Source organism: Salinispora goodfellowii, from assembly GCF_059570675.1.
The window spans coordinates 1-20,344 of record NZ_JCANTD010000026.1 but is presented as its reverse complement, the minus strand read 5'-3'; the positions used below and the strand labels follow the sequence as shown (position 1 = coordinate 20,344).

Here is a 20,344-nt window from a genome sequence, read left to right as displayed (position 1 = left end):
CGATGGGTGTAAGGATGAGGACTGGCAGCGCCGCCGGTCGGAGGATCGGCCGTGCGCGCCGCACGTCGCGCGCCATCGATCCGCCCCGGCACCTCCCCGGCCTCTCCCTCGCCCCTGCGGAAGGATTCCAAGACCGTGGCTGACGCATCGACCATCCGAATTCCCGATGACCTCAAACCCGCCGACGGTCGGTTCGGCTGCGGCCCGTCCAAGGTTCGTCCGGCGGCGGTCTCCGCCCTCGCCGCGGCGGCGAGCGACTACCTCGGCACCTCGCACCGCAAGAGCACGGTCCGCGACCAGGTCGCCCGACTTCGCCGGGGGATCGCTGAGTTCTTCACCCTGCCCGAGGGGTACGAGGTCGTCCTCGGTAACGGCGGCACCACCGCCTTCTGGGAGGTCGCCGCATTCGGCCTGATCCGGGACCGGGCCCAGTTCGCCAGCTTCGGCGAGTTCGGCGCCAAGTTCGCCAAGTCGGTGCAGGACGCACCGTTCCTCGGTGCGCCCACCATTCACCAGTCGCCGGCCGGTAGCGCCCCGAGCCTGGTGGCGGAGGCCGGGGTGGACGTCTACGCCACCCCGCACAACGAGACCTCCACCGGGGTCGCGGTCCCGATCCGCCGGGTGCCCGGCGCGGACGAGGGCGCGCTGCTGTTGGTGGACGGCACCTCCGGTGCCGGCGGTTTGGAGGTCAACGTCGGCGAGACCGACGTCTACTACTTCGCCCCGCAGAAGTGCTTCGGTTCCGACGGTGGCCTGTGGCTGGCCCTGATGTCCCCGGCGGCGCTGGCGCGCGCGGCCGAGGTCAAGGCCGGCGGCCGCTACATCCCGGCCTTCCTCGACCTGGGTACGGCGATCGACAATTCGCGGCTGGAGCAGACGTACAACACTCCGGCCCTGGCCACCATTCTCCTCGCCGCGGAGCAGACCGACTGGATGAACGCGCAGGGGGGCCTGTCCTGGGCAGCCAAGCGCACCGCGGAGAGCGCCGGCATCATCTACGGCTGGGCAGAGCGTTCCCCGGCGACGACGCCGTTCGTCACCGACCCGGCGCTGCGCTCCAACGTGGTCGCCACCGTCGACTTCGTGGCCGAGGTGGACGCCACCGCCGTCGCGAGGGCGTTGCGCGCGAATGGGATCGTGGACACCGAGCCGTACCGCAAGCTCGGTCGCAACCAGCTACGAATCGCCCTCTTCCCGGCGATCGAACCAGCCGATGTGGAGGCGTTGACCGCCGCCATCGACCACGTGGTCGAACGACTCTGAGCTATCGTCACGGTGGGTGACCTGCCACTTTCCGGCAGCCACCCACCGTGATCATCATCGCAGCCCAGTCGGGAACACGGGGTGTCGGTTCCCCCACCTGCGGGCAGATGGGCGTACGGTGGTACGCACGCCCGGGTGGCTCGCCTGTGGCGCGGGGCCAGCGACGCGGGACGGAGGCAGACCATGCGCCCTGTACGCTTCGTCGCCCTCTCCGAGGACGGCCAGGCACTGGTCCTCACCGACGAGGTCGGGCGACTTCTCGCGCTCCCCCTTGACGAGCGTGTCTCCACCGCCCTGCACACCGAGCCCGGGTCCGCACCCTTGGCGGTGGCCGCCACGCCGGGCGCCGACCCGGTCCCGTCCCTGGCCCCACGGGACATCCAGGCCCGGATCCGGGCCGGTGAGTCCGCCGAGGATGTCGCCCGGATCGCGGGCGTCCCCGTTGACCGGGTGTTGCGCTACGCCGGCCCGGTCCTCCAGGAGCGGGCCATGCTCGCCCAGCACGCCCGGCGCACCCGGCTGCGCGGGGCCGAGAAGCCGACCCCGCTCGCCGAGGTGGTCAACGGTCGGCTGTCCCAGCATGGCATCGACGCTGAGAAGATCTCGTGGGATGCGTGGCGTCGCGACGACGGGACCTGGCGGATCGTCGCCACCTGGCCCTCCGGCAAGGCCACCGCCCAGGCCGTGTGGGAGCTGGAGAAGTCCCGGCAGTCGGTCACGCCACACGACGACATGGCGCAGTACCTCTGCGCCGAGCGTCCCATGCCGATCCTCGGGCAGGAACCGACCGCCGAGCGCGGTGGCCACGGGCTGCCCGGCCCGGCGCGGGCCGAGCCCGGCCGCGGTGGGCACGGCCTGCCGGGCCCGGCCGAGCCCAAGCGGCCAAGCCGCGACCCGATCCGCGCCGGTCGGGATGCCCTGCTCGCCACCCTGGACCGCCCGCTCGGTGGCAGTTCCGGCCGCGGCCTCGAGTCCCGGAGCCCGGCCAGCCCGGAGGCACCGCGGCCACGGACAGTCGCTGGCGGTGCGGCGGCGTTGCTCGGCGGCGGCCCGGGTTCGGCCTTCGACGACGACTCGGACGCGCCGAAGGAGGTGCCGGCTGTTCCGTCGCTAGCCGTGCTCCGGCCGCGCCGCACGGGTCCCGCGATGGCGGGCGACAACGAGTCAGGCGAGAGCAGCAGCAAACCGCGCAAGCGGCTACCGAGCTGGGACGACGTGCTCTTCGGCAACGCGCCGGCCGCCCGCGAGTCCTCCTGACTCACAGCTGCCAGGCAGCCAGACGGTGATAGCTGGGGGGCGACCCCGGGTGGCTTCGCGTCAGCACCAGTTCCCGCGCCGGCCACCGGGGTCCCGCGTAGGCATGTAGCGCCGCGACGTCGGCCGCGACCTCGGCCGATGTCAGTCGGTCGCCGGGGCGGGCCACGGTCAGGTGCGGGCGCAACGGCTTCTCGTCGTGGCGCAGGTCGTTGGCCCGCAACCGGGACCGGACGAGTCGACCCAGCCGGTGCAGCTCCGCCACCTCACCCCGCAGGTCCACCCACATGACGGTGGAGCGGCCCTGCCCGAATGTTCCGCCGCCGGCCAGGCGTAGCCGTGGCGGGGCCGGCCACGAGTCGCGGGACCGCCGCGCCGCCTGTTCGAGCGAGTGCTCCACGGCCTCCAGCCGGTCCGCCGCCACCGTTGCGAGGAAGGCGAGCGTGACGTGCGCCTGGGTCGGGTCGACGAGGCGGACACCGGCGCTGGCCGCCCGGCCGACCCGCAGCTCGGTGATCCGCGCCCGGAGGTGCTCCACCGCCGCCGGCGGTGGGTATACGGCGACGAAGAGTCTCAAGCCGGCCGCCGGTGGCTTCCCAGCTGCCACTCAACGGTGGCGCTGTCGGTGCTCGGGCCGGGCGCCGGGCAGGATCAGGCCCGCCCGGTGCAGCAATCCTTCGACTCGTACCCGCTCAAGCTCCCGGTCCACCCCGGTCAGCTCGTCCAGGTGCTGCCTGATTCCGAGGGCCGCGCAGGCCAGCCGAAGTCGATTGTCGTAGCTGGCGAGCGTCGCTTCGTGCCAGACCGTGGCCCGCCCGCCGCCGGCCTGATGCCCCCGGAGCTGGCGTAGCTCCGTGGCGAGCTGTTCCAGCGGCTGCCGATCCGGCCGGTCCAACCGGCTCAGATCAATGTTCCGGGTGAGCGCGTCGGCCTCGACCGCCCGGTCCAGGCGGGCGATTATCCGCCGTTCCCGCTGTCGGCTCCGCCACTGCGCCCATCGACCGGCGAATCGGTCAACGAGTTCGTCGGCGCAGATGAGCAGGGCGATCGCCATGGGCAGGCACACCACGGCAGCGACCATCAGCGGCAGCAGCAGCGCACGTCCCACCTCCACGCCCCGACGCTAGGCCGACGGTGATCGCCCTGCCACCGGTTTACCGCAATAAGCCGTTTTGTCAAGTTCCGCCGCGCGGGGCCTCACACCCGCTCGGTGAGGTAGAAGCGGGGCATTGGCAGCACCCGGAACCGCAGCCGGGCTCCCGAGCGGCGCAGCTGCCAGGCCAGGGCGAGCAGCGAGGCGGTGAGGGAGACCAGCCCGCCCATCCAGATGCTGGCCCCGGCGCCGTACGTCTCGGCGAGCCACCCGATGACCGGCGCGCCGACCGGGTTGGTGCCCAGGAAGACCAGCACCCACAGCGCCATCACCCGGCCGCGGAAAGCGGCATCGGTGCCCAGTTGGATGCGCTGGTTGCAGGCCTGGGCGAAGAAGACCGTGGAGAAGCCGGTCGGCAGGAGCAGGGCCACCACCAGCCAGTACGTGGGGGCCAGCCCGACCAGGGTGCCGAAGGTGGCGCAGACGACGGCCGCAGAGAGCACCAGCCACACCGAAGGGCGGCTGCGGCGCCCGGTCCCGGCCAGGGCCCCGGCCAGGGCACCCACCGCGAGGGCGCTGCTGAACAGACCGAACGACGCGGCTCCGGTGTCGAAGACCGTCTTGGCCAGCGCCGCGAGGGTGAGCTGGAAATTGAAGAGGGAGGTGGCGACGACCGAGATCAGGACCATCGGCAGCAGCAGGTCCGGCCGGCCCCAGACGTAGCGCAGCCCGTCCACGACCCGGGCCGAGGCCCGCTCCTCGCGCGGCGGTAGCGCCTCGCGGTGCAGTTCGGCGGGGCGCATCCGGATCACGTTCACCAGCGGCGCGATCGAGCTGAGGGCGGTGACCAGGAAGACCGGCCCCACGTCAACGGCGGCGATGGCCAGGCCGGCGAGGGCGGGGCCGACGATTCGCGCGGAGTTGAAGGTGGCCGCGTTGAGGGAGAGGGCGTTCGGCAGCAGCGGGGTGCCGACCAGTTCGGAGACGAATGCCTGCCGGACCGGGGTTTCCACCGCGTTGGCGACGCCGAGCAGGGCAGCGAAGGCGAAAACGTGCCAGAGCTGCACCCGACCGGTGATCACCAACAGGCTCATGGCCAGGGAGAGGAGGGTCCAGAACAGGTTGGCGGCGAAGAGCAGGACGCGCTTGTCGTACCGGTCGGCGAGGCGCCCGGAGATCAGCGTGAGCAGCAGAACGGGAGCGAACTGGAGGGCGGTGACGATTCCGAGCGCGGTGGCGGAGTTGTCGGTGAGCTCGAGGACGAGCCAGTCCTGGGCGATGAACATCATCCAGACGCCGATCAGCTTGATCAGCTGCCCGGAGGCGAATAGCCGGTAATTGCGGACCTGTAGGGACTGGAATATCGTGCTCAGCTTCTTCTGCACTCTTGGTGCGCCTCCCTCGCGTACGCGTCATTGCCGTGACGGCGCAGGCGGGGCGGGAGCCTCAGGTACGGGTGAGCTGTTGCAGAATCTCTGCTGCCTGGCGCAGCGTCTCCCGTTCCTCCGCACTCAGTTCGGCCAACCGGTGGGCCAGCCATTGGTCCCGAACGCGCTCGAACTGGTCCAGCACCGCTCCGCCCCCCTCCGTCGCGGCGAGGATCACCTGCCGGCCGTCGGTCGGGTGGGGGGTGCGCTGCACGAGGCCGCGCTCCTCCAGCTTCGCGACGATCTTGGTCATCGTCGGCGGCTGAACCCGTTCGATGTCGGCAAGTTCCCGGGGCGTCAGCGCGCCCGCCAGCCGGAGGCTGGTGAGCGCGGAGAGCTGGGTAACCGTTAGGTCACCAACCGGTCTGGCCTGGCGGACCCGCCGGTTGAGTCGGGTAATCGCATCCCGCAGCTGAACTGCCAGCTGCACCGGTGGCACGCTCTTCGCCGTCACCGTCTGCTCCGTCACTATAGTTAGCCTAACTAATAAGCCTAGCTAACGACATGCGATATGACCAGGCTCACGCGGAGTACGCCCTACGCGGCGCGCAGGGCCGGTCCGCTACCCGGCCCTGCGCTCCGCGTCACAGCAGCACAGACTCGATCGGCCCGCGCAGGAAATACAGCACGAAGAGCGCCGCCACGCCGTACAGCAGCGGGTGGACCTCCCGCGACTTACCGCGAGCGACCTTCATCAACACGTACACGATCACGCCGGCACCGATGCCGTTGGAGATCGAGTACGTGAACGGCATCAACACGATCGTGAGGAACGCCGGGATCGCGATCTCGAAGTCGGTCCAGTCGATGGTCCGCACCGCGGTCATCATCAGGAACCCGACCACCACGAGCGCGGTGGACGCGGCCTCGAAGGGCACCACCAACACCAGCGGCGTAAGGAACATCGCCAGCAGGAAGAGCGCCCCGGTGACCAGGTTGGCCGCGCCCGTCCGGGCACCCTCCGCGACACCGGCCGCACTTTCGATATACGCCGTGTTACTGGACACGCTCGCGACGCCGCCACCGGCCGCGGCGATCGAGTCGACCAGCAGGATCTCCTTCGCCCGGGGCGGGGTGCCCTGCTCGTCGAGCATCCCACCCTCCTGGCCGACCGCCACCATCGTGCCCATCGTGTCGAAGAAGTCGGTGATGATCAGCGTGAAGATGAACATCAGCACGACCAGCCAGCCGGCTCGGCTCCACGAATCCAGCACGTTGAACCGACCGAGCAGCGACAGATCCGGCACGTCCAGGATTCGGCTCGGCAACTCGGGCACGGTCAGCGACCAGCCCTTCGGGTTCGACACCCCGTTGACCATGGACGGGCCGATGTTGCCCAGCGCCTCGATGACGAGCGCCAGCCCGGTCGAGGCGAGGATGCCGATCAGGATCGCGCCCTTCACCCGGCGTACCACCAGCACCAGAGTCAGCAGCAGACCCACCACGAAGACCAACATCGGCCAGCTGACCAGCTTGCCGCCGATGCCCAGGCCGACCGGGACGGTGGTGTTCGCCGCGTCCGGGAGCCGCCGGACGAAACCCGCGTCAACCAGACCGATGATGGTCAGGAACAGCCCGATACCGACCCCGATCGCCGCCTTCATCTGGGTGGGCACCGAACGGAACACCGCGGTACGCAGCCCGGTCAACACCAGCACCGCGATGATCAAACCTTCGATCACCACCAGACCCATCGCGTCCGCCCAGGTCATCTCCGGGGCGATCTCGTACGCGACCAGCGCGTTGACGCCGAGACCGGCGGCGAGCGCCAGCGGGAACCGGCCCACCACGCCCATCAGGATCGTCGCCAGGCCGGCGACCAACGCGGTCGCCGCGGCGAGCGCCGGAATCGGCAGCCGTTCCCCGGCGCCATCAACGGCGGAGCCGAGGATCAGCGGGTTGAGCACCACGATGTAGGCCATCGTGAAGAAGGTCGCCAGCCCACCGCGCACCTCCCGGCCCAGCGTCGAACCGCGCGCGGATATCTCGAAGTAGCGGTCGAAACCGTTCCGCGGTGTCGCGGGCGGCGTGGCATCGTTGGGCGGGGCTACTGCCATCGGGTCCTCGCAGGTGCTCTCTTGTCTCGTCGGCCGCATCGTCGCAGATCGTCGGCCCGCCAGGAAAACTGATCCCGTACGCTTGCTCCGTGCTGAAGCAGCCGCAACGGCGGACCGAATCCCTCGACCCGCCGATGGTGCCGTTCGCCCTCGCCGGGATGGCCGCCTGGGCGATCGCCGGAGTCGTGCTGCTGTTCTTCCGCGACCAGTTGGTGGAAACCGGCCGCGAGGGCTGGCTCTGGACCTGCCTGGCTGGGTTCCTGTGGGGTCTGCCCGGTCTCGCCGTGATGATGCGACACGACTCGCACCGGCGGCGCCGCCGCGCGGGTCACTGACCCACGCCGGCGATCACCTCACGGTTGGCCATTCGACTCCGCCACCTCGGCAACCTCCGCCACCTCGGCAACCTCGGCCGACGCGTCGTCCTCGCGCACCGACACGGCCTCCACCGCGCCGTCGTCGTAGACGGTTGGTAGCTCCTCGGCGGGGGTCTCCGGGGGTCCGGCCAGAATCTCCGAGTGCGCACCGCAGCCGTGGTCGGCGCTGACCACGCGGCCGTCATCCGGAGCGAAGAGGTTGCCACAGGCGCCGAAGGACTGGCACAGCGCGCCGGCGAGCGGCAGATAGAAGCCGCAGGTCCCGCAGCGGGCAGCCACCGGAGCGGCGGTGGCGATCGGTGCGGTTGGCCCGTGGTCGCCGTCGTACCACCGTTGGGCGGCTTCGCCGCGCCCCTCCCGGGACATCACCCGCACCCGGCCGAGACCCAACTCCCAGGCGGCCTCCTCGACCGCCGGGTCATCGGAGAGCAGGTAACCGGGCTGCAGCCGGTCGTCGTCGGGCGGGCTGGGCAGCAGGTCACCCGGGCCGAGGTCACCGGGCTGCAGCCGCTCCTGCCAGGGCAGCCAGCCCGGGGCGAGCAACGCATCCGGGCCGGGCAGCAGCACGGTCTCGCACACGGTGACCGTGCGACTGCGCGGCACCCGGGCGACGGTGACAGCCCAGCGCCAGCCGCGATAGCCCGCGAGCCGACACTCGAAGTAGTGCGTGACGAGGCGATCGCCCTCGGCAACAGTCTGGAGATGGTCGCCGACATCCGCCGGGTCAACGTCGGTGATGGCCTCGCGAGCCACCTCGACGGCGGCGGCACAGACCTGGTCAAGACGGGGGGAACGAGCGGAGGCGGACCTGGTCACCCGACCATTGTTCCCCATGCGTGGGACCACCTGACAGGGACTCCCCGAACCAAACACGGCAGTGGCGGCGCGCACGCCGGGCCGATGGGTGAGACTGGTGCACATGCCGTCCTCCCTCCACCCCGAGCGCTCCTTCCTCGGGTGGACTGTCGGCACCGGCGTCAGGGCCGTCCGCCTGCTGCTGCGCGGTTCGGTCAACAGCGGCCGCTGGATGACCCGGTCAGTGGGGCGGGCCCGCGCCCGGGGCGCCGGCCGGGAAGCCGGCATGATCCGCCTCTTCGACCTGCACGCGCTCTCCTGCGCCGGGGACACCCTGATCGCGATCGGCCTCGCTGGGACGATCTTCTTCAACGTGCCGCTCGGGGAGGCACGCAGCAAGGTCGCGCTCTACCTGCTGATAACCATGATCCCGTTCGCCCTGCTCGCCCCGGTGGTCGGCCCGCTGCTTGATCACTTCCGGCACGGCCGGCGGTACGCCCTGGCCACCAGCATGCTCGGACGGGCGTTCCTGGCGTGGCTGATCTCTGACTACATCCACGGCTTCGGCCTGTACCCGGCGGCCTTCGGAGTGCTGGCGCTCTCCCGCGCGTACGGCGTGGCCCGGTCGGCTGCCGTACCCCGGCTCCTCCCGGACGGGCTCGGGCTCTCCCAGATCGGGGCCAGAGCCAGCGTGTACGGCACGATAGCCGGCGCCCTGCTCGCGCCGATCGGCCTGGCCGCCTTCTGGTTCGGTCCGCAGTGGCCACTCCGGGTCGCCTCGGTGATCTTCCTGGTCGGCATGGTCATCGCTCTACGACTGCCACCCAAGGCGGACTCGGAGCCGCCCGAACGGGTACCGCGCCCGCTGCGGGCGCTCCGGCGAAATTCCAGCGACCGCCCTCTCGGCCGGGGTGGTCCGCACGGGCGGCTGGTCATCGCCACCCTGATCGGCGCCGCCACGCTACGCGCGGTCTACGGCTTCCTGTTGCTCTTCCTGGCCTTCGCGATCAAGGCCGGCGACCTGACCACCGTTCTCCTCGGCCGGGACCTGAGCGACGAGGCCGCCCTCGGGCTGGTCGGCGGGGCCCTGGCGATCGGCAGCTTCCTGGCCACCGCGATCGGCACCCGGCTGCGGATCCATCGCCCGGCGGCGCTCCAGTCCAGCGGCATGGTGATCATTGCTGGGGTGGCCGTCCTCGCCACGCTCAAGTTCTCGCTGCTGATGGTCGCCCTGCTCTGCCTGGTCACCGCGCTGACCAGCGGCATCGCCAAGCTCGCGGTGGACGCCTCGATCCAGGAGCGCATCCCCGAACGGCTGCGGGCGAGCTCGTTCGCCCACTCGGAGACGGCGCTGATGCTCGCCTTCGTCGCCGGCGGCGGGCTGGGCCTCGTCCCCTTCGACGGCCGGCTCGGCATCGCCGTCTCCGCCGGGGTGGCGATACTCGCCACGGCCCGCGGCATCCTGGTCGCGGGCCGGCTGCGGGCGGAGCGGCTGGCTGGTCGGCCGTTGGCGGACAACGAAGTCGCCCAGGACGAGTCGCCCCTGGTCGAGCCCGCCGCCGACGACCCGACCCCCACCTCGCCCGCCCCGGGGCCCGGCACCGGGGGCGACGATGACCCGGCGCCACCGGGTTTCCACCTCTACCGCCCGTCGTCGGCGGTGGGCGGGCCGGGCAGCAGCGATGAGGAGAGCCGTCCGGGGCCGATCCCGTGACCGGGGTCCTGGTCGTCACCGCGGTTCCCGCCGAGGCCGAGGCGATCCGTGCGGGGCGGGGACCAACGGTCGCGGTAGCGCCGGTCGGGGTCGGCCCGGCGGTGGCCGGGGCCGGCACCGCCCGGCTACTGGCCCTGGCGGAGGCCGCTGGCCGCCCGTACCGCCTGGTCGTCAGCGCGGGCGTGGCGGGCGGCTTCCCGGATCGGGTGGAGGTCGGCGGAACGGTCGTCGGCACCAGTGCGATCGCGGCCGACCTGGGTGCCGACTCCCCGACGGGCTTCATCCCCGTGGACCAGCTCGGGATGCCGGCCGAGTTGCTGGGCGCCGGCCCCACCATCACCGCGGACCCGAACGTGGTCGCCACCCTCCGGGCCGCGCTTCCGGCCGCCGCGGTGGGTCCGGTGCTGACTGTAAGCACGGTCACCGGGACGGTCGCCGGGACCGAGGCGCTCCTCCGCCGGCGCCCCGACGCGGTGGCCGAGGCCATGGAGGGCTACGGGGTGGCCGTCGCCGCCGCGCACGCCGGCCTACCCTTCGTCGAGTTACGCACCATCTCCAATCCGGTCGGGCCGCGCGACCGCGACGCCTGGCGCCTCCGCGAGGCCCTCGCCGCCCTCACCGAGGCCGCCGGGGCCCTGCCCGACTGACGCCGCACCACCCACTCAATGACGGGTCTCGGCCCTGCGCCGGTCCGCGTCCGCGATGGCGTGACGCACGGCCAACCGGATTACCAGGTAGAGGACTGCCAGCCCGAAGCTCCAGGCGGCTAGAGCGAACAGCAGTTGGGTAAGCGAAGCGAACACCATGGAGTGCAGCCTAGGCGGCGTGCGCGCCCGGCCCGCGCCATGATCGTCTCAGCGGCACAGTCCCAATACGACCAGTTAGCTAGAGGGCATCGCTCTTGCCGGCGACTTTCGCGACGTGACGGGCTGATCCCTTGAATGCCATGCCGTCGACGGCGACTACCAGCAGCCGCCTGGACGTCGGCGGCGCCCTGGGCGGGCTCGGGGACGGCGCGATGCTGGTTCGCCGAGGTAGGCGCACGGCAGCAGGACGGCGGTCAGCGAGTACCACCGGCCACGCCGGGAACACGGGTCGGGCACCGAATCAAGGTAGGGGTGCAGGACAGAGGCCGTACTCGGCCTTCCCCCGGCCGCGGCGGCACCCCTCTGAGAGTACGGTTGGGCCGCGCAGCCGGGAGTACTGACGCCAGCGGGCCACAGCACGACACCGACACCTTCGCGCCGACCGGTCACCACACGACGTCGGCGCCCGATCGAAGTGCCGCCACGCGCAGTCGGCGTTGACCGCGACCACAAAGTGCGGCAGCTGGGACGCTTCTCCTCCCCTCCGAATATCAAATCACCGAGCGGTAGGGCGACACAGACGCCATCGACGAATGCGGCAACAGATGGCACCTAGAACGTCATTTACAAATCTTTCGATGATGCGCCGCGCCCGCCAGTCCATCGCGTCAGATGTGGTCGTTCCAGACGTCACCCGAGGCGGCAGAACAGTGGGGAGGCTCACGACAAACGGATGTATGTATCATCGTTGCCCAAGCCGGCCGGGCGTGCAACGCCCAGCCATACCACGTCGAGGGTACCGTCATCTCGATCGACGCTGCTCTCGATTGTTACGGAGGCGATCGGAAAGGTGACTCGACGCCCAACTGGGCACCGGAGCGAGTGACCGACCGCCAGCCTTCGTCGCCTCAACAAGGAACTTTGACGGCGACCAGAAAACCCTTTGAGAGGACAGGAAGCGTGTCTCGCTTTATTGCGTACCTAAGAAGTGCCTCGACACTGATGGGCTACTTCGCAGGCGCACTGATGTACTTCGCATACGCATTTCCAAATCAGGATTGGCTAAATCCAGGTCTGATAGTAACGATTTTCGTAGGCATATTCCTTCCATTCTACTCTCGTATCAGCAACAAGATTGACGAATGGCTGTGCTTCAAGACCGCCTTCGTGACACCAGGAAGGCTGGGCCGATTCTTGGCCCAGTGGCTCTTCAATCTGGGCGTCTTCTACATATTCCTCCACACTGACGTTATCGCATTGGCCAACACTGACGCACTTGGCGGCATTTGGGGAATCTCACTCCTGACCACCGCCGCATCCCAGGGCATACAGTACGTTGCCATCACCCTTGCCAACCGGGAAATCGGCAACGTCAACCGCAATGTGGCGTGGGGTCTCGCATCTAATATCTTGGTGACTGCGGTCGCAGCTGTCGGCGTGGGCTGGATGCAACCGATCTTCATCCTCTCCGGACTACTGTTCGGCGGACTGGTTATCGGAATTGGAATTCTCTCCGACGTTCGCTCGGCACGGCCACGCACCGGGGGCGTGGGCATCTTCTTCGGTACGTTCAACCCGTTCCACAACACCCACCTGGCCATAGTCAAACAGACGCTCATCGAACGCGGGTTGGATAAGATCATTATCCACTCCACCATCATTCCGAAGCTTCATGCGGATGCGTTGAGCAAGGGTGAGATCACTATTGCGGAGCGCCACAACGGCATGCGGGTTTATGGTCGAACCAATAAAGCCGATGTGCATGTGAACTACTTCCCAACAGGGAACCGCTTTTACGAGTTCGAAACTCGAAAGCAAATGATGCAGTGGGCGCTCGAAGAGGAGGGACTAGCAGACAAGGTAGAGGTACTGTCGTTCCCGGACACATACCTCAACAGCGGCTTCTACGGCGTGATCCGAAAGATAAGGGAGCAGAATCCGGGTAAACGACTGCACGGCATCCATGGCAGCGACCTTGGCGGAATGTGGATCAGGCGAATCTACGACGAAGCTGGCTGGATCTACCCCTATTCGGTTCGCCGCGTGGATCAGGTATCGGCAACCGCCATCCGCAATGGCAAGCAGGGCACCGCTCCCCGGGTAATTGAAGAAATTCTTCGCGCTTTCCGTGAGTCCTCAGCCACCGTCCAGGTGGGCGATCGTGCATACCAGATAAATGAGGGCCTACTCGAGGAGACAGCGGAAGTTTCGCCATGACCACCCTACCCGTAAAAACAGCGGAAGACCGGCTTCTCATCAAGGTGGTGGAAAACGAGGAGGAGAAGCAGAAGTCCTTCCTGGTCCGCGCGATTGTGTACATGCATGAGCAGCGCTGCCCGTACCATGAAGAGTTCGACCTGAACGACTACTCGGCCACCCATATAGTTGGGCTACTGAAAGAGGAGCCGGTGCTCGCCGCCCGGATCCGGTACCTGCCAGGCATGGCCAAGTTCGAACGCGTGGCCATTCGTACGGAGCACCGAGGAAAGGGCTACGGGCACCACCTTTTCCGTTTTATGATCGACTTCAGTAGACAGAAGGGCTATCACCGCCTGTACCTGCACGCCCAGTCGCGGCTACAGCACTTCTACGAAGACTACGGCTTTCACGCTGTCGGCAATCCTTTCATGTTCTCCGATCACGAATACGTTGAGATGCTGGCGGATTTGGCCGAGTCGGAGCCAGACACGCACGAAGCGATCCCAACCTCTTTTATCGGATCAGATCCAATGCGTCTGAACCGCCCAGAAGGGCGACTTCACCAGCCGGGGCCCTTGGATGAATCTCTGGCCCGCACTGGAAGGTAGGAGAAAGGCAGGGCTCCGGGTCGGGACAACGGTTCACCGAATCGTAGTCTCGCCTGGAGCCCCGCCGCATCCATCCTCGTGGCCCACCGCCCCCAACCGCCGATCGGGGCGTCGCGGCGGCCATCTCACCCATACTGATGATCACGGCATCCGCCCCCAGCGTGCCGCAAGGCGCGAGCCGCCGCGTTTACACCGGTCGAGCAGGCCTCGCCGCTGGCACGCCGGCCTACGACCTGCGGGCCGCGTGCGTGCCCTACTGGCTCTCCCGTGGGATCTCCCCGGCGCTGGTGGCCCGGTGGGCGGGGCGCAGCATCAAGGTTCTGCCGGAGATCTACGCGAGTTGGATCTTCGGCGAGGAGGCGGCAGCGATGAAGCGGATCGAGGAGGGGTTCGAGCTCTTCCCCGACGACGATGGGGACATCCGCCCCACCTGATCAAGCCTCCGAATTTCGGGGGACGTATGGGGGACAGATAGCGAGATCAAGCGGCACCGCATGAGACCGAATGAGACTCACGAAGAAGGCCCCTGACCGGCGTTTGCGCTGGTCAGGGGCCTTCTTTTGCACCTGGTGGCGGGTGAAGGATTCGAACCTTCGAAGCTTTCGCGACGGATTTACAGAGCGCCACTCGCACGCGCTTGACCTGCGCAAACAGTCAAGATGGACTAGTTCGTGACACATCCGCGACACATGCGGGTGGCCGGGGCCCACCCAGCATGATCCACCCGCCGCAAGGTCAGGCTTGCCGCGCGGCATCGAGAAGGTTACACACGTCTAACGTATGGTCGGACCGTGACGATGCGCCTACCAGCTGGTCAGGTCTTCAAGGCCGGCGGCCTGCCCGAGATCACCTACAACCCCCGGACTCAACTAGGGCTTGAAGAGATGGTGCAGGACTATCTCGACGAGAGACACCGAATCCTGTCCATCTCTGGACCCACGAAGACCGGCAAGACGGTCTTGGTCCGCAGGGTGCTGCGAGATCTTGACGCCATCAGAGTGTCCGGCGGCGACATCAAGAGCGCGGCGGACCTGTGGATCAACGTCGGTGACGACCTTGGTCTACAGACCGTCTATGAGAGCAGTCGCCAGTACACAGACACCGAGACTCGCACCCTAACGGGCGAACTGCAGGTGCCCGCCATTGGCAAGGCGTCGAGATCGGGTCAAGATTCAACGGCCACGGCCCTAGCCGACAAAACTGGCAGAAACCGACCAATCGAGGTAGCGGCACGGAGAGCCCTCCGAGAATCGCTGACACCCCTGGTGATCGACGATTTCCACTACATTCCGGTAGAGGTTCAGACGGAAATCGTTCGCTCCCTCAAAGATTTGGTTTTCGATGGGCTACCCGTGATCGTCATTGCGGTGCCGCATCGGGCATACGACGTAATCCGAGTCGAGCGAGAGATGACCGGCCGCGTCCAGCAGATGAAGATTGACTTCTGGTCCCAAGACGAATTGCGGGGCATTGCAAGTAAAGGGTTCGACGCCCTTAATGTAATTGATGAATCTGGGGTTATTGGCGAGCGCCTGGCTAGAGAATGTTTTGCCAGCCCCCACCTGATGCAAGATTTTTGCCTCCAAGCTGTGAAGCAGAGTGACGTTAGAGAGCGCCAGGAGAGTCCGAGGCTCCTGCAAGAGCCACTATGGGAGTCCTTTTTCCAGGAGCGCTCAACTGCCGCCTCGAAGACCGCGTTCGACATGCTTGCCAGAGGTCCCCGCCAGCGAACGGACCGAAAGCCGAGGCGCCTCAAGAACGGCATGGTCGTGGACATCTACGGCGCTGTGTTGATGGCGATCGGCCGCACTGGTCCGCTGACAAGCATTACGTACGAGACTCTCCGTGCTGCCATGCGAGATGTCGCAGGAGAGGAAGCCCCTCGCGGACAGGAAATTGCACGGATCCTCGACGAGATGTCGAAAATCGCGCGAGATCAAATCGATGGCGAACCTGTGGTCGATTACGACGCCAAACTCACCACCCTGCATATCTCCGACCCGTATTTCGCCTTTTTCCTCCGCTGGAGAGCGGCGACCGAACTAGCCGAGCGGGCTGGCACGGTTCAAACCATGTTTCCCGAGTCGGAGACGAAGGACGGCAGCCCAGCTACCCAAATTGCTGCCCTCAAGAAAGTTCCGGCACCCGGCAAGGTCAAGCCGAACCCGACATCCAAGTTCAAGGGCATTGGCAATAGGCGACGCAAAGGCCGCCGATAGGCGCCTATGCAGGCATGAGCATCGCGGCACCTCAGCCATTGGCGAGGTGCCGCGAGCGTTACAACTCTGGTGGCAGCAAAGCCTGAGCTAAATCGCCCATGCTCGCTTGCCGACGCTGCCTTGGTGCGAAAGGCGCTCGACACGCTCGCCCTGCGAATGAACGGTGCCGCCGCGTCAGCCAGCACGATCGCCCGCAAGCGGGCCGTCTTCTCCGGTGCCCTCAAGTACGCGGTTGAGCTGCGGCTACTCGACGCGCACCCAATGTCGCTGGTGAGCTGGACCGCGCCGAAGACGGCCGATGAGGTCGGCCGAGGGGCGGTGGTCAACCCCGATCAGGCGCGAGCGCTGCTCGCCGAGGTGGGGCGCACCGTGCCCGAGTTGGAAGCGTTCTTCGGGTGCATGTACTACGCTGCGCTGCGGCCCGAAGAGGTACTTCATCTTCGGAAAGACGAGTACGAGCGGCCCGCCCAGCCTGAGGGGTGGGGCGTACTGCACCTGACCGGCTCGACGGTGGCCGTGGGCCGGGACTGGGGCGACGGAGAAGACACCGCCGAGGACCGAGAGCTCAAGCACCGGGCAAAGGCAGCGACCCGGGACGTACCCGTGCCGCCGCCGCTCGTGCGGCTGCTCGATCACCACATCAAGGAGTACCCGCCCGGATCGAACGGCAAGCTGTTCGTCACCCGGCGCGGCCCCGGCGGGCGGTACGTGCCCACCGCCGGCCAGCCGATCCCGAACAACACCTACGGCAAGGCGTGGCGCGACGCGCGGACAAAGGTGCTCACCCCGGCTCAGCAGCGCTCACCCCTCGCCCGACGACCGTACGACCTGCGACACGCCGCCGTGTCGCTCTGGCTCAACGCGGGCGTACCGGCGACCCAGGTCGCCGAGTGGGCCGGGCACAGCGTGCACGTCCTCATGCGGGTCTACGCGAAGTGTGTCTACGGACAGGAGGAAGCCGCCCGCCGCCGGATCGAGGCCGCGCTAGGAATCGCGGAAAACGCCGACGCGAATACGACGCGACCCGCGAGATCGAGCGGGCTGAAGCGGGACTGAGTGAGACTCACGAAAGAGGCCCCTGACCGGCGTCTGCGCTGGTCAGGGGCCTCTTTTTGCACCTGGTGGCGGGTGAAGGATTCGAACCTTCGAAGCTTTCGCGACGGATTTACAGTCCGCTCCCATTGGCCGCTCGGGCAACCCGCCAGGGCACCCGCCGCGTCGCGACGCGGCGGCGAGAGCAAGGATAGCGGCTCGCCCCGACATGGCTGCAACCGGGTACCGTCAGGGGGCGCACGGCTGGCCCGTAGTGCACGTAACAGGACAGACCGCCAGGACAACAGGAGTATCAGCATGGCAGCCAACCCGTCGTTCGACATCGTGAGCAAGGTCGACCGTCAGGAGGTTGACAACGCCCTCCGCCAGACGGAGCGGGAGCTCTCGACGCGGTTCGACTTCCGGGGCACCGGCGCCGAGGTCTCCTGGTCTGGCGAGGAGGCGATCAGCCTTCGGGCGGAGACTGAGGAGCGGGTCCGAGCCGCGCTCGATGTCTTCAAGGAGAAGCTGGTCAAGCGGAACATCTCGCTGAAGTCGCTGGACGCCGGGGACCCTCGCGCGTCGGGTAAGGAGTTCAGGGTCGACTGCAAGGTGATCCAGGGCATCGAGACCGACAAGGCCAAGGCGATCAGTAAGAAGATCCGCGACGAGGGTCCGAAGGGCGTCCAGGCGCAGATCCAGGGTGACCAGCTCCGTGTGACCGGCAAGAAGAAGGACGACCTGCAGGCCATCATCGCCATGCTGAAGGGCGAGGACTTCGGCGTAGCACTCCAGTTCACCAACTACAGGTGAGAAGAAGGCGCGCTGGCCTGGTTGCCGGGCCGGCGCGCCTTGTCACCCGTGCAGACGTCGTCACCAGTGGTTGTCGTTGATCACCCAAGATCACCCTCTGGCGGCCTGGTGACGGCCTAGCCGCGTCCCACTCTGGGCCTTGTGCGTTGGTCGATTCGGGCATGGGCAACTGCTGGCCCCGTGTTGCTCGTCCGGCAGAAAGATCGCCTCCACGCCTTTCAATACGTACGCACGTTCGACAGAATCGTTCCAACCGGCCGGGGAGTGGTGATGGCAGACAAGAGTTCTATCGAGTGGACCGAAGCCACATGGAACCCGACAACTGGCTGCGATCGCATCTCGCGCGGCTGCGACCACTGCTACGCGTTGACCCTGGCGAAGCGACTGAAGGCCATGGGGTCCGGCAAGTATCAGACAGACGGTGACCCTCGTACGTCAGGACCGGGCTTCGGAATCGCAGTACACCCCGGTGAGCTGACGTTGCCTCTTCGATGGCGAGAGCCCCGCGTCGTGTTCGTCAACTCGATGAGCGACCTGTTCCACGCAAAGGTTCCCTTCGACTTCGTCGAGCAGGTCTTTGGAGTCATGGCGGCGACCCCGCAGCACACCTACCAGGTACTCACCAAGCGGGCCGCGAGGCTTGCAAAGCTCGCTCCCCGACTGACCTGGCCAGCCAACGTCTGGATGGGTGTCTCCGTCGAGGACGACGAACAGACGGAGCGCATCGATCATCTCCGCCGAGTGCCCGCTGCCGTCCGGTTCGTCTCGGCCGAACCGCTACTCGGCCCGTTGGACGACCTGAACCTAGAGAGCATTGACTGGCTGATCGCCGGTGGTGAGTCTGGTCCCGGCTGCCGGCCGGTCGATCCCGCTTGGGTACGGTCCCTGCGCGGCCAATGCATTGCAGGCGGTACGGCATTCTTCTTCAAGCAGTGGGGCGGCAGAACGCCAAAGGCCGGCGGTCGTGAGTTGGACGGCCGGACATGGGACGAAATGCCGACAGCACGGGAACTCACACCGATCGGGTAGGAGATAGCCTGCGGACAGTGGACCACAACCCCTACGAGCGTCGCAGCTGCTCCTTCCAAAAATCGCCCTTGCCGGTATTGGCCACAGATATTCCGCTCAGTTGCTTCACGGCGCTCCGGACGTGAGGGGTGCTCGCCTGACCTAGGGTCGCGCCGTAGACATCCGGCACGTAATCGGCAGGGCAGAAGGGTCCCAGCTCGTCCAGCAGCCGTTCGAGGTTCCCCGCTATGATCCTCGTCCACTCGGAGCCGTGATTGCTGCTGTGGCTCTCCGGAGTCGGCAACTCGTCATCGCCAAACAACGAGCTCTGCCCGTACCTCTCCCCCTTACGGAGCATGTCCGCCTGCCACGCCACCGACCACTCCACGCCAGCCTTGCCCAGCGAGTCCGCGAAGTGCCAGGCTCCCTCGCTGCTGGCCGTGAACAGCGCCAGCACGTACTTCGGTAGAAGATCGGGCCTGGGCCGCACCGGCATCTTGACCGCTCGGTATCTCGTTCCGGCTGTCAGGAGCTTCTCGTACCTGTCACAGACCTCCAAGGCAATCTCGGTAGCTCGCTGCTCGTCGCCTTCGTCCCGAACACCGACAAAGTGTTCTTGCCACCAGTCGCCACCGAGGAAGCGGTCCAGGCGGCCGGCGGTCTTCTGATCTGCCGGCGAAAGCTCCCCGCGCCTGGAACGAGCCACATGTACAGCACGGCCCATCCGAGCGACGCTCAACACGCTGAAGTGGAGCAAGACCTCAGTAGGCGGCCACGAGGGCCGACCGAGCAGGGCAGCCTTGAGGAGGTCAAAATCCAACGCAGGGCCGAACGGATCGAGAAAGACGAACAGCGACGCGCCCTGGGCTCGCCTTAGGACTTCGGGAAGGTGCTCGTCAACCGAGCCGGGCCGGAGAACCCGCTCAGCGTCGCCACCCTTCTCGTCGAGCACGCGCTCCAGGTTGGCGAAGTTGTTCGGATTCTGCTCGATGAAGAACCCGAGGACATTGCGGTAGCCTCTGACGAACTCAGCACACCTCGACAGCAGCAGCGGCGAACCCGGCTGCCCGTCGCCGTACTCGCCTCTACCAGCGTAGCCATCGAGGAACACAACCCGGTTGCCATCGACGCCTTTGCCCGTCTTCGACGCGAAGACGACCGGGTAACGACTCAATATGCCATGCTTGAAGACTGCAGCCGCCTTCTTTGACGCGAAGAAGTCAGTCCCGGCCACAAGCCCTCCCCGGCGACTACCGCTGGTAGCGCCACGCTAGCGGAAGGTTGCGATAGACGGAAGGCGATGACCTGCCCAAGGCGATCTGCAAGAAGATCCGTGACCGGTACATCGGCCACAGGGCTATTGCGTAGTGCCGTTTAGCCTGTTCACGGTCGGTTTTCCGGTGGTCACAGCGGTGATGAGGTCGTGGGGACGCTGGCTGGCTTCGCGGGTGGCTTCGGCGATGTTGGTGGCGCCGTTGAGGCGGTGGTGCCCGATCGAGGTGTTACGGAGGGTGGCGAAGACAGCGGGTCCGTTCCCGGTCCGGGCTTGATGCGCATCTTCACGTAACGTGACATCTCGTACATAGTGCACCCTGTTTTCGATCTGCCACTCCGCCCGAGCCCAGGCGCCCAGATCGACCGGCCGGGCCTGACCGGCGGGCAGGGAGATCGTCAGGTAC

Annotated in this window: 19 protein-coding genes, 1 tRNA gene and 2 pseudogenes; 12 read left to right on the top strand and 10 right to left on the bottom strand. The window is 67.2% G+C overall.

The window, feature by feature from the left end; translation table 11 throughout:
• The first annotated feature begins 135 nt into the window (after positions 1–135).
• Positions 136–1,263 (top strand): phosphoserine transaminase, encoded by a 1,128-nt coding sequence (gene serC, locus T398_RS20515; RefSeq protein ID WP_496449173.1) that lies wholly within the window; start codon positions 136–138, stop codon positions 1,261–1,263.
• A gap of 183 nt (positions 1,264–1,446) precedes the next feature.
• The gene (gene sepH, locus T398_RS20510) at positions 1,447–2,520 is read left to right on the top strand and encodes a septation protein SepH (RefSeq protein WP_496449172.1); all 1,074 of its coding nucleotides are present in this window, start codon (positions 1,447–1,449) and stop codon (positions 2,518–2,520) included.
• A 1-nt stretch (position 2,521) separates the two neighbouring features.
• Here sepH and thpR read toward each other — a convergent pair whose 3' ends face one another.
• The 5 genes from thpR to T398_RS20485 all read right to left on the bottom strand — a co-directional run bounded on the left by thpR (position 2,522) and on the right by T398_RS20485 (position 7,133).
• Positions 2,522–3,094 carry an RNA 2',3'-cyclic phosphodiesterase gene (gene thpR / locus T398_RS20505; RefSeq protein WP_496449170.1) on the bottom strand — a complete coding sequence of 191 codons (573 nt, stop codon included), beginning with the start codon at positions 3,092–3,094 and terminating at the stop codon, positions 2,522–2,524.
• 30 nt (positions 3,095–3,124) lie between these two features.
• Positions 3,125–3,631 (bottom strand): hypothetical protein, encoded by a 507-nt coding sequence (locus tag T398_RS20500; RefSeq protein ID WP_496449169.1) that lies wholly within the window; start codon positions 3,629–3,631, stop codon positions 3,125–3,127.
• 83 nt (positions 3,632–3,714) lie between these two features.
• Positions 3,715–4,995 carry an MFS transporter gene (locus T398_RS20495; RefSeq protein WP_496449168.1) on the bottom strand — a complete coding sequence of 427 codons (1,281 nt, stop codon included), beginning with the start codon at positions 4,993–4,995 and terminating at the stop codon, positions 3,715–3,717.
• A 61-nt stretch (positions 4,996–5,056) separates the two neighbouring features.
• Positions 5,057–5,506 carry a MarR family winged helix-turn-helix transcriptional regulator gene (locus T398_RS20490; RefSeq protein WP_496449166.1) on the bottom strand — a complete coding sequence of 150 codons (450 nt, stop codon included), beginning with the start codon at positions 5,504–5,506 and terminating at the stop codon, positions 5,057–5,059.
• 115 nt (positions 5,507–5,621) lie between these two features.
• Complete coding sequence (locus T398_RS20485) at positions 5,622–7,133, bottom strand: NCS2 family permease (protein ID WP_496449164.1); 1,512 nt, start codon at positions 7,131–7,133, stop codon at positions 5,622–5,624.
• A 50-nt stretch (positions 7,134–7,183) separates the two neighbouring features.
• On the opposite strand from T398_RS20485, the gene T398_RS20480 reads away from it, so the two are divergent.
• Entirely contained in the window at positions 7,184–7,429 is a 246-nt protein-coding gene (locus T398_RS20480; RefSeq protein WP_496449162.1) for a DUF2530 domain-containing protein, read from the top strand.
• Between the two features lie 18 nt (positions 7,430–7,447).
• Here the strand turns inward: T398_RS20480 and T398_RS20475 are convergent, their stop codons facing one another.
• Entirely contained in the window at positions 7,448–8,305 is an 858-nt protein-coding gene (locus T398_RS20475; protein WP_496449161.1) for a DUF3027 domain-containing protein, read from the bottom strand.
• Between the two features lie 85 nt (positions 8,306–8,390).
• Here T398_RS20475 and T398_RS20470 point away from each other — a divergent pair, with 85 nt between their 5' ends.
• The gene (locus T398_RS20470) at positions 8,391–9,980 is read left to right on the top strand and encodes an MFS transporter (protein ID WP_496449160.1); all 1,590 of its coding nucleotides are present in this window, start codon (positions 8,391–8,393) and stop codon (positions 9,978–9,980) included.
• A complete protein-coding gene (locus T398_RS20465; protein ID WP_496449158.1) occupies positions 9,977–10,627 on the top strand; it encodes a futalosine hydrolase in 651 nt (216 codons plus the stop codon). The genes T398_RS20470 and T398_RS20465 overlap by 4 nt, the downstream gene beginning before the upstream one ends.
• 15 nt (positions 10,628–10,642) lie before the next feature.
• Here T398_RS20465 and T398_RS20460 read toward each other — a convergent pair whose 3' ends face one another.
• On the bottom strand, positions 10,643–10,786 hold the full coding sequence (locus tag T398_RS20460) for a hypothetical protein (RefSeq protein ID WP_496449157.1): 144 nt from the start codon (positions 10,784–10,786) through the stop codon (positions 10,643–10,645).
• Positions 10,787–11,788: 1,002 nt separating this feature from the next.
• Here T398_RS20460 and T398_RS20455 point away from each other — a divergent pair.
• From T398_RS20455 to T398_RS20435, 5 genes and pseudogenes are all read left to right on the top strand, one after another.
• Positions 11,789–13,003, top strand: coding sequence for a nucleotidyl transferase family protein (locus T398_RS20455; RefSeq protein WP_496449155.1), 1,215 nt, complete (start codon positions 11,789–11,791; stop codon positions 13,001–13,003).
• A complete protein-coding gene (locus T398_RS20450; protein WP_496449154.1) occupies positions 13,000–13,593 on the top strand; it encodes a GNAT family N-acetyltransferase in 594 nt (197 codons plus the stop codon). The genes T398_RS20455 and T398_RS20450 overlap by 4 nt, the downstream gene beginning before the upstream one ends.
• Before the next feature lie 137 nt (positions 13,594–13,730).
• Positions 13,731–14,027 carry a hypothetical protein gene (locus T398_RS20445; RefSeq protein ID WP_496449152.1) on the top strand — a complete coding sequence of 99 codons (297 nt, stop codon included), beginning with the start codon at positions 13,731–13,733 and terminating at the stop codon, positions 14,025–14,027.
• 363 nt (positions 14,028–14,390) lie between these two features.
• Complete coding sequence (locus T398_RS20440; RefSeq protein ID WP_496449243.1) at positions 14,391–15,812, top strand: AAA family ATPase; 1,422 nt, start codon at positions 14,391–14,393, stop codon at positions 15,810–15,812.
• Between the two features lie 48 nt (positions 15,813–15,860).
• A pseudogene (locus T398_RS20435) lies at positions 15,861–16,868 on the top strand (tyrosine-type recombinase/integrase); the annotation flags it as partial.
• A 63-nt stretch (positions 16,869–16,931) separates the two neighbouring features.
• Here the strand turns inward: T398_RS20435 and T398_RS20430 are convergent.
• Positions 16,932–17,015 (bottom strand) — tRNA-Tyr (locus T398_RS20430).
• Between the two features lie 147 nt (positions 17,016–17,162).
• Between T398_RS20430 and T398_RS20425 the strand changes: the two genes are divergently transcribed.
• Together T398_RS20425 and T398_RS20420 are read left to right on the top strand one after the other, a co-directional pair.
• Entirely contained in the window at positions 17,163–17,657 is a 495-nt protein-coding gene (locus T398_RS20425) for a YajQ family cyclic di-GMP-binding protein (RefSeq protein WP_496449150.1), read from the top strand.
• 270 nt (positions 17,658–17,927) lie between these two features.
• Positions 17,928–18,686, top strand: coding sequence for a DUF5131 family protein (locus T398_RS20420; protein WP_496449242.1), 759 nt, complete (start codon positions 17,928–17,930; stop codon positions 18,684–18,686).
• A 31-nt stretch (positions 18,687–18,717) separates the two neighbouring features.
• On the opposite strand, the gene tcmP is transcribed toward T398_RS20420, so the two are convergent.
• Both tcmP and T398_RS20410 read right to left on the bottom strand, forming a co-directional pair.
• Entirely contained in the window at positions 18,718–19,899 is a 1,182-nt protein-coding gene (tcmP, locus tag T398_RS20415) for a three-Cys-motif partner protein TcmP (RefSeq protein WP_496449148.1), read from the bottom strand.
• A gap of 123 nt (positions 19,900–20,022) precedes the next feature.
• Positions 20,023–20,344, bottom strand: a pseudogene (locus T398_RS20410) (ISAs1 family transposase); the annotation flags it as partial.

Coding starts and splice junctions, on each gene's coding strand:
- sepH (WP_496449172.1), top strand. CDS start 1,447: ATGCGCCCTGTACGCTTCGTCGCCCTCTCCGAGGACGGCCAGGCACTG.
- T398_RS20470 (WP_496449160.1), top strand. CDS start 8,391: ATGCCGTCCTCCCTCCACCCCGAGCGCTCCTTCCTCGGGTGGACTGTC.
- T398_RS20485 (WP_496449164.1), bottom strand. CDS start 7,133: ATGCGGCCGACGAGACAAGAGAGCACCTGCGAGGACCCGATGGCAGTA.
- T398_RS20425 (WP_496449150.1), top strand. CDS start 17,163: ATGGCAGCCAACCCGTCGTTCGACATCGTGAGCAAGGTCGACCGTCAG.
- T398_RS20455 (WP_496449155.1), top strand. CDS start 11,789: ATGGGCTACTTCGCAGGCGCACTGATGTACTTCGCATACGCATTTCCA.
- T398_RS20445 (WP_496449152.1), top strand. CDS start 13,731: ATGATCACGGCATCCGCCCCCAGCGTGCCGCAAGGCGCGAGCCGCCGC.
- T398_RS20475 (WP_496449161.1), bottom strand. CDS start 8,305: ATGGGGAACAATGGTCGGGTGACCAGGTCCGCCTCCGCTCGTTCCCCC.
- T398_RS20440 (WP_496449243.1), top strand. CDS start 14,391: ATGCGCCTACCAGCTGGTCAGGTCTTCAAGGCCGGCGGCCTGCCCGAG.
- T398_RS20450 (WP_496449154.1), top strand. CDS start 13,000: ATGACCACCCTACCCGTAAAAACAGCGGAAGACCGGCTTCTCATCAAG.
- T398_RS20420 (WP_496449242.1), top strand. CDS start 17,928: ATGGCAGACAAGAGTTCTATCGAGTGGACCGAAGCCACATGGAACCCG.
- T398_RS20460 (WP_496449157.1), bottom strand. CDS start 10,786: ATGGTGTTCGCTTCGCTTACCCAACTGCTGTTCGCTCTAGCCGCCTGG.